The organism is Burkholderia sp. BCC1644 (assembly GCF_902833225.1).
Taxonomy (GTDB): domain Bacteria; phylum Pseudomonadota; class Gammaproteobacteria; order Burkholderiales; family Burkholderiaceae; genus Burkholderia.
Genome location: NZ_CADFEI010000010.1, coordinates 236515 through 250268, shown reverse-complemented (window position 1 = coordinate 250268; position 13754 = coordinate 236515). Strand labels below are relative to the sequence as shown.

Annotated in this window: 15 protein-coding genes; 9 read left to right on the top strand and 6 right to left on the bottom strand. The window is 67.5% G+C overall.

Annotation, left to right across the window (positions count from 1 at the left end):
* Positions 1-21 precede the first annotated feature (21 nt).
* The 4 genes from HWX87_RS21605 (at position 22) to HWX87_RS21590 (ending at position 3435) form a co-directional block, all read left to right on the top strand.
* Positions 22-660: a MarR family winged helix-turn-helix transcriptional regulator gene (locus tag HWX87_RS21605; protein WP_043184842.1), complete on the top strand. Its 639-nt coding sequence runs from the start codon at positions 22-24 to the stop codon at positions 658-660.
* 28 nt (positions 661-688) lie between these two features.
* Positions 689-1399, top strand: a complete 711-nt coding sequence (locus HWX87_RS21600; protein WP_176049149.1) for a glutamine amidotransferase — start codon at positions 689-691, stop codon at positions 1397-1399.
* Positions 1400-1612: 213 nt separating this feature from the next.
* Positions 1613-2725 carry an NADH:flavin oxidoreductase/NADH oxidase gene (locus HWX87_RS21595; RefSeq protein WP_176049147.1) on the top strand — a complete coding sequence of 371 codons (1113 nt, stop codon included), beginning with the start codon at positions 1613-1615 and terminating at the stop codon, positions 2723-2725.
* Between the two features lie 179 nt (positions 2726-2904).
* A complete protein-coding gene (locus HWX87_RS21590; protein ID WP_124454593.1) occupies positions 2905-3435 on the top strand; it encodes an SET domain-containing protein-lysine N-methyltransferase in 531 nt (176 codons plus the stop codon).
* 119 nt (positions 3436-3554) lie between these two features.
* Here the strand turns inward: HWX87_RS21590 and HWX87_RS21585 are convergent, their stop codons facing one another.
* The gene (locus HWX87_RS21585; RefSeq protein WP_176049145.1) at positions 3555-5039 is read right to left on the bottom strand and encodes a sensor histidine kinase; all 1485 of its coding nucleotides are present in this window, start codon (positions 5037-5039) and stop codon (positions 3555-3557) included.
* Between the two features lie 120 nt (positions 5040-5159).
* Positions 5160-5852 (bottom strand): response regulator transcription factor, encoded by a 693-nt coding sequence (locus HWX87_RS21580; protein ID WP_006401494.1) that lies wholly within the window; start codon positions 5850-5852, stop codon positions 5160-5162.
* Between the two features lie 122 nt (positions 5853-5974).
* Here HWX87_RS21580 and HWX87_RS21575 point away from each other — a divergent pair, with 122 nt between their 5' ends.
* Positions 5975-6205, top strand: a complete 231-nt coding sequence (locus HWX87_RS21575) for a DUF3717 domain-containing protein (RefSeq protein ID WP_034183818.1) — start codon at positions 5975-5977, stop codon at positions 6203-6205.
* A gap of 92 nt (positions 6206-6297) precedes the next feature.
* Here the strand turns inward: HWX87_RS21575 and HWX87_RS21570 are convergent, their stop codons facing one another.
* Positions 6298-6675, bottom strand: a complete 378-nt coding sequence (locus tag HWX87_RS21570) for a 4a-hydroxytetrahydrobiopterin dehydratase (protein WP_279612973.1) — start codon at positions 6673-6675, stop codon at positions 6298-6300.
* Positions 6676-6728: 53 nt separating this feature from the next.
* On the bottom strand, positions 6729-7622 hold the full coding sequence (gene phhA, locus HWX87_RS21565; protein ID WP_244137725.1) for a phenylalanine 4-monooxygenase: 894 nt from the start codon (positions 7620-7622) through the stop codon (positions 6729-6731).
* A 139-nt stretch (positions 7623-7761) separates the two neighbouring features.
* Between phhA and HWX87_RS21560 the strand changes: the two genes are divergently transcribed.
* Positions 7762-8247 carry an Lrp/AsnC family transcriptional regulator gene (locus HWX87_RS21560; protein ID WP_006408082.1) on the top strand — a complete coding sequence of 162 codons (486 nt, stop codon included), beginning with the start codon at positions 7762-7764 and terminating at the stop codon, positions 8245-8247.
* Between the two features lie 64 nt (positions 8248-8311).
* On the opposite strand, the gene HWX87_RS21555 is transcribed toward HWX87_RS21560, so the two are convergent.
* The gene (locus HWX87_RS21555; protein WP_176049141.1) at positions 8312-8845 is read right to left on the bottom strand and encodes a class IV adenylate cyclase; all 534 of its coding nucleotides are present in this window, start codon (positions 8843-8845) and stop codon (positions 8312-8314) included.
* Positions 8846-8975: 130 nt separating this feature from the next.
* On the bottom strand, positions 8976-9875 hold the full coding sequence (locus HWX87_RS21550; RefSeq protein ID WP_176049139.1) for a LysR family transcriptional regulator: 900 nt from the start codon (positions 9873-9875) through the stop codon (positions 8976-8978).
* A gap of 184 nt (positions 9876-10059) precedes the next feature.
* Here HWX87_RS21550 and HWX87_RS21545 point away from each other — a divergent pair, with 184 nt between their 5' ends.
* The 3 genes from HWX87_RS21545 (at position 10060) to HWX87_RS21535 (ending at position 13710) form a co-directional block, all read left to right on the top strand.
* Complete coding sequence (locus HWX87_RS21545) at positions 10060-11745, top strand: GMC family oxidoreductase N-terminal domain-containing protein (RefSeq protein ID WP_176049137.1); 1686 nt, start codon at positions 10060-10062, stop codon at positions 11743-11745.
* Positions 11746-12178: 433 nt separating this feature from the next.
* Entirely contained in the window at positions 12179-12958 is a 780-nt protein-coding gene (locus HWX87_RS21540; RefSeq protein ID WP_176049135.1) for an ABC transporter ATP-binding protein, read from the top strand.
* On the top strand, positions 12955-13710 hold the full coding sequence (locus HWX87_RS21535) for an ABC transporter ATP-binding protein (protein ID WP_175904900.1): 756 nt from the start codon (positions 12955-12957) through the stop codon (positions 13708-13710). Before HWX87_RS21540 ends, HWX87_RS21535 begins: the two co-directional genes overlap by 4 nt.
* The last annotated feature ends 44 nt before the right edge of the window (positions 13711-13754 follow it).

Genomic DNA, 13754 nt, shown 5'->3' with positions numbered 1-13754 from the left:
CGGCGGCAAAGCGAAAAGACTATGAGCGAAGGCGTTTACGGGAACCAGGCTTCGGGACGTGTGACCCACAGCCTGCTGCGGTTGAGTACGGCCATGCGAAGCCAGGCATGGGATTGGGCGGAAGGCGCCGGCCTCACGCCGACGCAGGGCGAGATTCTCGTGCTGCTGCTGCAGCGCAAGGGCCCGATGCGGCTCGGCGAGATCGCGCGCGAGACTCAGCTCACCGCGGCAACCACGAGCGATGCGGTCAGCACGCTCGAGACGAAGGGGCTCGTCGAGAAGCGCCGTGCGCTGGACGACGGCCGTGCACTGGCCGTGCGTCTGTCGGCGCGTGGCCGGACGGCCGCGAAGAAGGCGCTGCAATGGCCTGAATTCCTGACGAAGGCGGTCGGCAAGCTCGGCGCGGACGAGCAGGGCGCGCTGTACCGCGCGCTGCTGAAGACGCTGCGCGAGCTGCAGGTGGCCGGTGCGACGCCGCCGCAACGCATGTGCGTGACGTGCGCCCACTTCCAGCCGGGCAAGCTGTCGAAGAAGACCGTGCATCACTGCGCGGCGCTCGACATCTCGATGTCGGACAGCGATCTGCGTCTCGACTGCTCGGTGCAGGAAGAAGCCGACGCGGCGACGCAGAAGAAGACCTGGAAGATTTTCGCCGGCTGACGTCCGTCGATCGACCGGGAGGCCGATGATGAACGCTGAAGTCGTGGCGATCCGCCATGTGCATTTCGAGGATCTCGGGAGCTTCGAGCAGGTGCTCGGAGAACGGGGGAGGCGGGTGCGCTATGTCGACGTCGGATCGTCGCGGGTCGAGGTGCTCGACGTGCTCGAGCCGTCGCTGTTCGTCGTGCTCGGCGGGCCGATCAGCGTCTACGACGATGCGCAGTATCCGACGATCGCGCCGCTCCTGGCGCTCGTCCGGCAGCGCATCGACGCGGGGCTGCCGATCCTCGGCATCTGCCTCGGCGCGCAGTTCATCGCGCGGGCACTCGGTGCACGCGTCTATCCGGCCGCGCAGCACGAACTCGGCTGGGCGCCGCTGGCGCTCACCGATGCAGGCCGCGCGTCGCCGCTGCATCATCTCGATGGTGCGGCGACGTCGATGCTCCACTGGCACGGCGATACGTTCGACCTGCCGGGCGGCGCGATCCATCTCGCGTCGACGCCGGCGTGCCGCCACCAGGCATTCGCGTGGGGGCAGCACGTGCTGGCGCTGCAATGCCATCCGGAAATCCGTACCGACCGCTTCGAACCCTGGCTGATCGCGAACGCCGGCGAAATCGCGGCGATGCCCGGTATCGATGCGCGCCAGTTGCGTGCCGATACCGCGCAGCACGGCCCCGTGCTCGAAACGGCCGCGCGACGCATGTTCGGGGAGTGGCTCGACAGCGTCGGGCTCTGACGCCGCGCGCGGCGCCGTTTGCCGCGAAGGTTCAGCCCGGCCTGCATCGATTGCAGGCCGGCGCCTCGCTGTACGCCGCGCATTTGACGCATCGCCGGCCACCTTTCGCCGGCCCTGCCTGACCATCCGCTTACTGCCGGTTGCGCCATCTGCACGCTTTGGGGCTGCGTGCTACGCTCGTCCGCTCATTCCCTTTCCAGGCGAGCGGCTTCCATGACTGCGCTGTTTTCTCCATTCACGCTGCGCGGCGTGACCCTTCCGAACCGGATCGTGATCTCCCCGATGTGCCAGTACTCGGCCGAACGCGGTGAAGCGACCGACTGGCACATGATTCACCTCGGCCATCTCGCGCTGTCGGGCGCGGGGCTGCTGTGCATCGAGGCGACGGCCGTGGAACCCGACGGGCGCATCACGCACGGCGACCTCGGCCTCTGGGACGACGTGACCGAAGACGCGCTGAAGCCCGTGCTGGCCGCGATCCGCAAGCATTCGCCGGTCCGCGTCGCGATGCAGCTGTCGCATGCGGGGCGCAAGGCGTCGAGCGCCGTGCCGTGGGAGGGCGGCCAGCTGATATCGGTCGCCGACGGCGGCTGGCTGCCGCACGGGCCGTCGGCCGTGCCGCACAAGGACGGCGAGACGCCGCCGCTCGCGCTCGATGCCGCGGGCCTGAACCGCATTCGCGAAGCGTTCGCGGCGTCGGCGAAGCGCGCGGCACGGCTCGGCATCGACGCGCTCGAAGTGCATGCGGCGCACGGCTATCTGCTGCACCAGTTCCTGTCGCCGCTCGCCAACCGGCGTACCGACGAATACGGCGGCTCGCTCGAAAACCGGATGCGTTTCCCGCTCGAAATCTACGAGATCGTGCGCGCGGCGTTTCCGGAGGACCGGCCGGTTGGTGTGCGCGTGTCCGCGACCGACTGGGTCGAAGGCGGCTGGGAGCTCGACGATACGATCGCGTTCGCGCACGAGCTGAAGCGGCGCGGCTGCGACTGGATCGACGTGTCGTCCGGCGGCGTGTCGCCGCTGCAGAAGATTCCGCTGTCGCCCGGCTACCAGGTGCCGTTCGCGCAGGCGGTGAAACGCGCGGTCGGCATGCCAACGATGGCGGTCGGGCTGATCAACGAGCCCGAGCATGCGAACCGGCTGATCGAAGCCGGCGATGCCGACTTCGTCGCGATGGCGCGCGCGATGCTGTACGACCCGCGCTGGCCGTGGCATGCGGCGGCCGAGCTCGGCGCGCAGGTGACGGCGCCGCCGCAATACTGGCGTTCGCAGCCGCGCGAGCACAAGACGTTGTTCGGCGACATCGCATTCGGCCAGCGTTGAGCGTCCGGCGGGCAATATTGCGCGCGATGTTGAACGAAGCAATCGTGAACGTGTAGGATGCGGGTGATTCGCCGCATGCCCCGACGCGGCACCAACCGGTGCCGCGTTTTCGTTTGGCGCGACGCCAGGCCGCGATCGCGGCCGCTTCCATTCAAGTCGTCTTCACAAGGATTCGTTCGATGAGTTCACGCAGGATCGCGGTGCGCCGCTCGGGAGTACACGGCAAGGGCGTGTTCGCCGTGGCGCCGATCAAGGCCGGCGAGCGCGTAGTGGAATACAAGGGCGAGCGAATCTCGTGGAAGGAAGCGCTGCGCCGCCATCCGCACGACCCGAGCGAACCGAACCATACGTTCTACTTCGCACTCGACGAAGGCGGCGTGATCGACGGCAAGATCGACGGCAACAGCGCGCGCTGGATCAACCATTCGTGCGCGCCGAACTGTGAAGCCGAGGAAGTCAAAGGCCGCGTGTTCATCCATGCGCTGCGCGACATCGGGCCGGAAGAGGAGCTGTTCTACGACTACGGCCTCGTGATCGACGCGAAGCTGACGAAGACGCTCAAGCGCGAATACGCGTGCCATTGCGGTGCGCCGTCGTGCCGCGGCACGCTGCTCGCGACGTCGGATGAAGGCGGGAAGAAGAAAAAGAAGAAGGACAAGAAGGACGGCAAGTCCGAGTCCAGGTCGAAAGACAAGAAGAGCAAGAAGTAAGACAGGCGGCGGCGCACCATGCGCCGCCGTTGTTGTTTTGGCGGACGGCTGCCGCGCCGTAATCGTCCGTCCTGCTTCCCGTATCCGGCGGTTGCCGCCGCGAATCGTTCAGCTCGAGCTCAGTGCGTCGACGCCGCAGCGGGCGTTTCGCTGGCCGGCTTCTCCGTCTGCGCGGCGAGCGGCACGCGCACCACGAAGCGCGAACCACCCTCCGACGCATCCTCGTACGACACGGTACCGCCATGCATCGCGATGATGTCGTGCACGATCGCCAGGCCAAGCCCGGCCCCCGTCTCGACGCCGTTGCCGCTTTGCGCGTCGCCGCGGAAGAAGCGCTTGAACAGGTCGGCCTGCTGGTTCGCGGGCACGCCGGGGCCGTTGTCTTCCACGACGATCTCGGCAGCCGGCTGGCCATCCTCGAGCGCGCCGCGTGCGACATTCACCGTGATCCGCGCACCGTCCGGCCGCGCGAGCGGCACGTATTTCAGCGCATTGTCGAGCAGGTTCGCGATCACCTCGCGCAGCAGCACGGGGTTGCCGCGCACGGTCAGCTTTTCGTCGTCGTCCGCGCCGTCGGTGCGCTGGAAGCCGAGATCGACATGCGACGCGAGCGCGCGCGGTACCCATTCGGCACCGGTCTCGAACGCCATCGCCGCGAGGTCGACGTCGACGAAGCGCGCGGCCTGTTCGCCGGGTTCCGCACGGGCGAGCGACAGCAACTGATTGGACAGCCGCACCGCACGATCGGCGGCCGCGCGCAACTCGCGCACCGCGGCGAAGGTCTGGTGCGGATCGCGCGCGACGGCGGCCTGCTCGGCATGCAGCTTCACGGCCGTGAGCGGCGTGCGCAGCTGGTGCGCGGCATCGGCGATGAACTTGCGCTGCGCGTCGAGCGCAGTCTTCAGGCGGCCGAGCAGGGCGTTCATCGCGCTCGTCAGCGGCCGGATTTCCAGCGGCACCTCGGTTTCGTCGACCGGCTCCAGCGACGTGTGGGTCTGCCGGTTCAGCGAATCGGCCAGATGCGTGAGCGGGCCGAGCTGCTGGTTCACGACGCGCCACACGATGCCCCAGCCCGCGAGCAGCAGCAGCAGCAGCGGCATCATGATCGCGACGAGGAATTCGGCCGCGATCCGGTAGCGGTGCCGCACCGGCTGCGCGACTTCGACGACCATCGGCTTGCCGCCCTCGACGTCGTCGACGCGCACCTGCGCGACGCGTACCGCGCGGTTGTCGTACTCGGCCTCGAACACATACGCGTGATGCATGCGGCGCACGTTGATGCCCTGCAGCGGCAGCTTCGGATCGCCGGCGAGTTCCTGCTCGCCATCGCTGATCCGGTAGATCAGCGCTTCGGCGGGATCGGAGAACATCGCCTGCGCGAGCGGTGGCACCGTGAACGGCGCATCGGGGCCGGCGATCTGGATCTGTTTGGAGATGGCGGTGGCGAGATCGGCGAGCGAGCGGTCGATCACGTGCTGCGTGTATTGCCACGCGAGCCAGTAGGCGATCAGGCCGCTCATCAGCGCGAGCATCGACAGCGGGGCGGCGAGGCGCCGGAGCAGCGAGCGGCGCAGGCTGGTGGTCACAGCCGGATCAGGAGACATTTCGACGGGCAAATGGATAAGCGCCGCTCACGGGGAGCGGCGCGGTCGTGCGCCGGGCGGCGACGCGGAGCAGGGCGCACACACGCCGGCGGCACGCGGCCGGCCGGCGCGCTGCGCCGCTCAGACGCTCGCCGTCTGGCGGATTTCCTGCAGCAGGTAGCCGAAGCCGCGCACCGTGACGATTTCGACACGGCACTGCTCGAGTTTCTTGCGTACGCGGTGCACGTAGACTTCGATCGCGGTGTCGCCGAGATCGCCGCCGAAGTGCGTGAGGTGATCCTGCAGCTGGGCCTTGCTGACGACGCGGCCGTGACGCAGCAGCAGCATCTCGAGCACCGCGAATTCGCGCGGCGACAGTTCGAGCGGCTTGTCGTCGTTGAAGATGCGGCGGTCGACGCCCGACAGGCGGACGCCGCCGAGCGACACTTCCGGACGCGGCATGTCGCTGTGCGGGCCGCTGCGGCGCATCACCGCGCGGATGCGCGCTTCGAGCTCGGCCGGCTCGAACGGCTTGAGCATGTAGTCGTCGGCGCCCGAATTCAGGCCCTGGATCCGGTCGTTCAGCTCGTCGCGTGCGGTCAGCACGATGACGGGCGTGTGGCGGTTGGTCTGGCGGAAGCGCGTGAGCAGCGTCATCCCGTCGATGCCCGGCAGGCCGAGGTCGAGGATCACGAGTTCGTGGCGGTTTTGTGCCAGCGCCTGTTCGGCAAAGATGCCGTCATGCACCATGTCGACGGTGAAGCCAGCCTGCTCGAGGCTGCTCTGGATACCGCGTGCGATGGGGCGGTCGTCTTCGATCAGAAGGAGTCGCATGAAGTTCGCTCAAGTACAATGGGTTGGCGGTTCAGGCACGCGGACAGCACGAAGCCGTTTCCACAGGGGCGCCGCATCGCGTGACATCAAGCATGGCGGCCAGCGAACGATTAAATCCAATCATGTCCGATATTTCGATCAACGACCTTGAAGCCGCGATCAATTTCTGGCGCGCCCGCTCGCCGTCGAGCGGCGACGAACTCAAACTCTGCGAAGAGGCCAGCGCGCTCTCCAAGCCGTATGCGCTGCTGATTGTACAGCGCGAAAGCGCGCTGCAACTGGAAGGTTTGGACCCCAAGGCACGGAAAGCATACGAGACTTACGTGCGCCTTAAGGATGGCTTGGAAAGCTGAAGGCTTTCGCTGACTACATCCTAGAAAACGTTCATCGAAATGAAAAGTTGACGCGCCGCGCATCGAAAGACGCGCGGCGGTAGAGGAAAGCCTCAGGCGGCCGGTTTCGCATGCGCGCCGGCACGATCGATGAACAGCGCCAGTTCGATATCGCGTTCGGTCAGGCCGTCGGCGTCGTGGGTCGACAGCGTGACGTCGACGCGGTTGTACACGTTGAACCATTCCGGATGGTGGTTCATTTCCTGCGCCTTGATCGCGACGCGCGTCATGAAGCCGAAGGCTTCGTTGAAATCGGCGAAGCGCAGGCTGCGCTGGATCGCGTCGCGGCCCGGCACGGCCGTCCAGAGCGGCAGGCCCTCGAGCCGCGTCTTGCGTTCTTCTGATGTGAGCTTGTGGATCATCTTGCACCTCTCGTTCGGTAGCGGCGCCCGCGCACGGCTGCGCCGCGCGGCAAAGCCGGCACCGTTCATTGTTTCATAGTTGCGGGAAGGGCGACGGGCGCCGGCCCCGGCGCCCTGAAGCGTCACGCGTCGGCGTCGTCGGGCCAGCCTTCGCCCGTGCCGCGGTGCAGCACGCGATCGGTATCGAGCACCGCGCCGGCCGCGAACTCGGGCAGCGCCGCGAGCCGGTCGGCCAGCGCGCGGCCGTCGACGTCGGCGAGCGCGAACAGCTGCGCGAAATCGTCGATCACGAAGTAGGTCTTCTGGAACGTGTCGATCCGGTACTTCGTGCGCATCACGCGCTCGAGGTCGAAACCGAGCCGGTTCGGCGCCGCGCTTTCGAGGCTGTACAGGCTTTCGCCCTTGCTCGACACGATCCCGGCGCCGTAGATCGACAGCCCGTTGGTACCGCGCGGGTCGCGGATCAGCCCGAATTCCACCGTATACCAGTAGAGCCGCGCGAGCCGCGCCAGCGCCGCTTCGTCGTCGGCGACCGCGAGCGCGGTGCGGCCGTACGCCTGCATGTAGTCGGCGAACACCGGGTCGATCAGCAGCGGCACGTGGCCGAACAGGTCGTGGAAGCAGTCGGGTTCCTGCAGGTAGTCGAGCTGGTCGGGGCGTCGCATCCACCAGGTGACCGGGAAGCGCCGGTTCGCGAGGTGCTCGAAGAACACGCGATCGGGCACGAGGCCGGGCACCGCGACGATCTCCCAGCCGGTCGCGGGCTTCAGCTGGCGGTTCACGTCGGCGAACGACGGCACGCGGTCGGCCGGCAGGTCGATCTTGCCCAGCCCCGCGACGAATGCGTCGCACGCGCGACCGCGCAGCAGCGCCGACTGGCGCGCATAGAGCTGCTTCCACACCGCGTGGTCGACCTGGCCATAGCGCTGCAACGGCTGGTCGATGGTGAAATCTGCGCGGGTTTCGAGGCCCGCGTCGAACTGCTCCTGCAGTTTGGCGGTGACGACGGTGGACATGATCAGGCTCTGCACGCTGTGGTGGGTAACCATGCAAGTGTAGAGCGGGCCGTGCGCGGAATGGGCGCATAGTTGGCGTTGATTTGCCTGTTGATGCGATAATCGCGCATCAAATCACGAATCAATGCGGAGAATGCTCATGCTGGAACTCGATCACTTCGATCTCGCGCTGCTGGACGTGCTGCAGCGCTTCGGTCGCGCGACGCATCAGCAGCTCGGCGAGGAGGTGCCGCTGTCGCCGTCGCAGATCGGCCGGCGGCTGCAGCGGCTCGAGGCGGCCGGCGTGATCGAAGGCTACCGCGTGATGCTGCGGCCCGAAAAGCTCGGGCTCGGCGTCACCGCGTTCACGAGCCTGAAGCTCAAGCACCACGGCGATTCGATCATCGAGCAGTTCCAGCAGCAGATCGACGTGCTGCCCGAAGTGCTCGAATGCCATGCGGTGGTGGGCGATGCCGACTACCTGCTGCGGATCGTCGCGCCCGACCTGAACGCGCTGTCGCAGTTCGTGATGAAGAAGCTGATGCGCGTGCCGGGTGTCGACAGCGTGCGCTCGAACATCGTGCTGACGACCTTCAAGCGCAACGGCGCGCTGCCGCTCGCGCACCTGGCGCCCGGCGCCGCTTGAAGCAGTGAGGCGGCGGCAGCAGGGCTGAAGGCGGCCGTGCTGCACCACCCGTCGCGGGGCCGGATCAGGCCGGTTCGTGCTGCGTATCGGCGTTCAGCAGGTCGACGTATGCGACCGCGACGAGATCGTCCTGCGCCACGCCGAGCTTCGCGAACACGTCGTGCGCTTCGGCTTCGCCGCCGGCTTCATCGTCGTCCGGGCCGAGCACGACTTCCAGTTCGATGAAATCGCCGAGACCGTCGACGCGGTCGAGGTGGATGCGCGTGCGGCCCGCCAGGTACACGTGCCGTTCCTTCGTCACGATTCCGCGCGTGGTCAGCGCGGTCGCAAGCAGCGAATGCATCGCGTCGGGGTTCGTCACGGGGCTGCGCGTGTAGTACGACGCCTTCGGGCCGTCGCGGTCGTCGCGCTGATAGAAGATCAGTTCGGCCGGCGTGCCGTCCTCGAAGCGGCGCAGCTTCAGCCGGCCGCGCGGCACGTCATAGAAGAAATCCTGCTGGCGGTAGAACAGCGGCGCTTCGGTCGCGAGCTTGGCAGCCTGTTCGCGCAGCCGGTCGAATTCGCGGGCGCGGGCTTTGATCTCGATGTTGCGGGCCATGCGGGTCTCCTTCAATCGGGGTCTCGCGGTGTGCGAACGCACAATCTAGCAAAAACGCGGAGACGCTGGCGTGACGGCCGGTGTGGCGCGATGACGCGTCCGCGCGCGGATGCCGCGTCATCAGCGTCGCTCATATCGCCCACTGGGCCTCGATCAGCCGCAGCGCGGCCGCGATCGCCGGTTCGTCGCGCCGCTCGGCGAGCGTCACGAACGTCAGCTCGGTCGGCACCGTCACGCGCTCGACGATCGTCAGTGCGTGCGCGTGCGCTTCGGCCAGTGCGGTCGAGTCGCGCGCGAGCGTCAATCCGATCCCCGATTTGACGAGGTCGAGCATCGACTGCTCCTGGTCGACCTCGGCGACCTTCACCGGTTGCGCGCCGGCATCCGCGAAGCGCCGCGACAGCAGCCGGTGGTGCGCGGACGCCGGCGGCGTCCAGATCCACGGCAGCGTGGCCAGCGCGCGCCAGTCGTGCGCGCGCTGCACGCGCTCCTTCCAGCCGGCCGGCGCGAGTACCCGGTACTGGAAATGCGTGAGCGTGACGGTGTGGAACAGTGCGCCGTCGAGCGAATCGTCCTCGCCGGGCCGGCCGATGTAGTAGCCGACGTCGAGCGCGCGTGCGCGCACCTGTTCGATCACCCAGCCCGACATCCCGTGCCGCAGCGCCGTCTCGATCTGCGGATGGGTTTCGACCAGCGCGCGCAGGAAGCCGCCGAGCCTCAGGAAGCCCGGGTCGAGGATCGTGCCGACCCGCAGCCGGCCGCGCACCTCGTGCCGCAGCGCAGCAGCGGCGCGCTGCACGTCCGCGGCCGCGGCGAGCGCGCGTTCCGCGTGCGGCAGCAGCGTCTGGCCGTCGCGCGTGAGCGCGAGCCCGCGCGACGTGCGCGTGAACAGCGTGACGCCGAGCAGTTCCTGCAGATGCTTGATCTGCAGGCTGACGGCCGGCTGCGTCAGGTGCAGCTGCGCGGCGGCGCGCGTCAGGTTGCCTTCGCGTGCGACCGTCGCGAACGCGCGGAGCAAGGTGAGATCCATCGTCGTGATATGAGCGCAGCTTATAACGCAGTTCAGCATAACTCATTGGATCGGCGGCCGGCGGCGGGAGTACGCTTCCTCGGGTCGTGGCGCGCGGCCGCCAGCGCGGCCCGCGACGCACTATGCTGAAAATGCGCGCGGCACCGCGCCGCGCGGCGCACAACAAGGAAGAAGGGGACACGCCGTGAGTACTCCACGCACGCTCGAAGGCGAATTCGATTACGTGATCGTCGGCGCGGGCACTGCGGGCTGCGTGCTCGCGAACCGCCTGACCGAGGATCCCGACATCCACGTGCTGCTGCTCGAGGCAGGCGGCAAGGACGACTATCACTGGATCCATATCCCGGTCGGCTATCTGTATTGCATCGGCAACCCGCGCACCGACTGGCTGTACAAGACGCAACCCGAAGCGGCGCTCAACGGCCGCGCGCTGTCGTATCCGCGCGGCCGCGTGCTCGGCGGCTGCTCGTCGATCAACGGAATGATCTACATGCGCGGCCAGCGCGAAGATTACGACAGCTGGGCGGAGGCCACCGGCGACGCCGGCTGGTCGTGGGACAGCGTGCTGCCGATCTTCAAGCGCAGCGAGGACCACCATGCGGGCGCGAGCGATGCGCATGGCGCGGGCGGCTACTGGCGCGTCGAGAAGCAGCGGCTGCGCTGGGAAATCCTCGAATCGTTCGCGCAGGCCGCGCAGCAGACGGGCATCCCCGCCACCGACGATTTCAACCGCGGCGACAATACCGGGGTCGGCTATTTCGAGGTGAACCAGAAGCGCGGCGTTCGCTGGAATACGTCGAAGGCATTCCTGCGTCCCGCGATGGCCCGGCCGAACCTGACCGTGATCACCGGCGCACAGGCGCAGCGCGTGATCTTCGACGGGCGGCGCGCGGTCGGCGTCGAGTATCGCGGCGGCGGCACCGATTACGTCGCGCGGGCGCGCTCGGAAGTGCTGCTGACGTCCGGCGCGGTGAATTCGCCGCAACTGCTCGAACTGTCGGGGATCGGCGACGGCCGTCGGCTGCAGGCGCTCGGCATCGACGTCGTGCAGGATTTGCCGGGCGTCGGCGAAAACCTGCAGGATCACCTGCAGTTGCGGATGGCGTTTCGCGTCGAGGGCGTGCGCACGCTCAATACGCTGTCGGCGCACTGGTGGGGCAAGCTGATGATCGGCGCCGAATATGCGTTGCTGCAGCGCGGGCCGATGTCGATGGCGCCGTCGCAGCTCGGCGCGTTCGCGAAATCCGATCCGGATGATCCTGCGCTCACGCGCCCCGACCTCGAATACCACGTTCAACCGCTGTCGCTCGAACGCTTCGGTGAGCCGCTGCACAGCTTCAATGCATTTACGGCGTCGGTCTGCCATCTGCGGCCGACATCGCGCGGCAGCGTGCATGTCACGAGCGCCGATCCGGACATCGCGCCGGCGATCGCGCCGAACTATCTGTCGACCGACCACGATCGGCATGTCGCCGCGAACGCGCTGCGCCTGACGCGCCGGATCGCGTCCGCGCCGGCGCTCGCGCGCTATCGTCCCGCGGAAATCCTGCCGGGCACGCAATACCGGAGCGAAGCCGAGCTGATCGAGGCGGCCGGCGCGGTCGGCACGACGATCTTCCATCCGGTCGGAACCTGCCGGATGGGGCGTGCCGACGATGAGCGCGCGGTGGTCGACAGCCGGCTGCGCGTGCGCGGCATCGCCGGGCTGCGGATCGTCGATGCGTCGGTGATGCCGTTCATTACCTCGGGCAACACCAATTCGCCGACGCTGATGATTGCCGAGCGCGCGAGCGACATGATCCGCGCCGATCGCCGCGCGGCGCGCGATGCGACTCCGGTGCGAACCGAGCCTGCGGTGACAGCCGCGTGACGGCGCGCTGACACGCGCGACAGCGGGCCGTCATGAAAGCGCCCGCTGATTCGCTATGCGAAACAAGCTGCCGTTGCGTTTGCTCGAACGGCACGAGCCATGCAAGCCGCGCAATCGCGCGGCTTTTTTCATCGCATGCGTACCGTGCATGTCGGAAGGTCAACGCGCGATGATGCCCGTGTCAAAAAAGCATGGCGAAAAATCACGCACAGCCGCGCGCGACAGGGCGGCCAGCCCTATAAGTGCAAATCCCGATGATTGCACTGCACCAACGGCGCGACAATGTTGCGCAATGTGCATACGCGTCGGCGCGGGAGACCAACCCTCGAGGCGTACCACGGCGCCCGGGGGCAGCCCGCTGATCCGCTGACCTGTTCGCGGCCGCTTGCGCCAGGCATCCCGGTGCTTCGCCTGACTTCGTACGGAAGGGAACATGATTCTCGGCGACACGATTCTGGAAACACGCGGACTGACAAAAGAATTCAGGGGCTTCACCGCCGTGAACGGCGTCAACCTGCGTGTGCGTCGCGGCGCGATCCACGCACTGATCGGGCCGAACGGCGCGGGCAAGACCACCTGTTTCAACCTCCTCACCAAGTTCCTGACGCCGACGGCCGGCCAGATCGTCTTCAACGGCATCGACATCACCAACGAGCGGCCCGCGCAGGTTGCGCGGCGCGGCATCATCCGCTCGTTCCAGATCTCGGCCGTGTTCCCGCACCTGACCGCGCTGCAGAACGTGCGCATCGGCCTGCAGCGCGCACTCGGCACCGAATTCCATTTCTGGCGCAGCGAACGCACGCTGAAACGGCTCGACGATCGCGCGATGGATCTGCTCACGCAGGTCGGCCTCACCGATTTCGCGCACGTGCCGACCGTCGAGCTCGCGTACGGCCGCAAGCGCGCGCTCGAGATCGCGACGACGCTCGCGATGGAGCCCGAACTGATGCTGCTCGACGAGCCCACGCAGGGGATGGGCCACGAGGACGTCGACCGCGTGACCGCGCTGATCAAGAAGGTCGCGAACGGCCGCACGATCCTGATGGTGGAGCACAACATGAACGTGATTGCGGGCATCTCCGACACGATCACCGTCCTGCAACGCGGCGAGGTGCTGGCCGAAGGCTCGTATGCGGAGGTATCGAAGAATCCGCTCGTCATCGAGGCTTACATGGGCAGTGCCGACGCGGCGCTCGCGGGGGCGCACGCATGAAGCACAGCGAACGGGAGGAACGCGAATTGAGCGGCGTCGAGAGCGGTACGCCCGCGCTGGAGATCACGGGCCTGGAGGCCTGGTACGGGGAATCCCACATATTGCACGGTGTCGACCTGACGGTGCATCGCGGCGAAGTCGTCACGCTGCTCGGCCGCAACGGCGCGGGCCGCACGACGACGCTGCGCGCGATCATGGGCCTCACGGGCCGCCGCAGCGGGTCGATCAAGGTCGCGGGCAACGAGACGATCGGCCTCGCGACGCACCGCATCGCGCATTTCGGCATCGGTTACTGCCCGGAGGAGCGCGGGATCTTCTCGAGCCTGTCGTGCGAGGAGAACCTGATGCTGCCGCCGCTGATCGGGCCGCGCGAGCACGCGATGTCGCTCGACGAGATCTACGCGATGTTCCCGAACCTCGCGTCGCGCCGGCAGAGCCAGGGCACGCGTCTGTCCGGCGGCGAACAGCAGATGCTCGCGGTCGCGCGGATCTTGCGCACCGGCGCGAACCTGCTGCTGCTCGACGAAATTTCCGAAGGCCTCGCACCGGTGATCGTGCAAGCGCTCGCACGGATGATCGTCGCGCTGAAGGCGCGCGGCTACACGATCGTGATGGTCGAACAGAACTTCCGCTTCGCCGCGCCGCTTGCCGACCGTTTCTACGTGATGGAGCACGGCAGCATCGTCGAGCATTTCCAGGCGGCCGAACTGGAAAGCAAGATGCCGACCCTGCACGACCTGCTCGGGGTGTGACGCCGCCCCGTTTCCCTTGCCGCTAGCCGTGGCGGCCCTCGAAT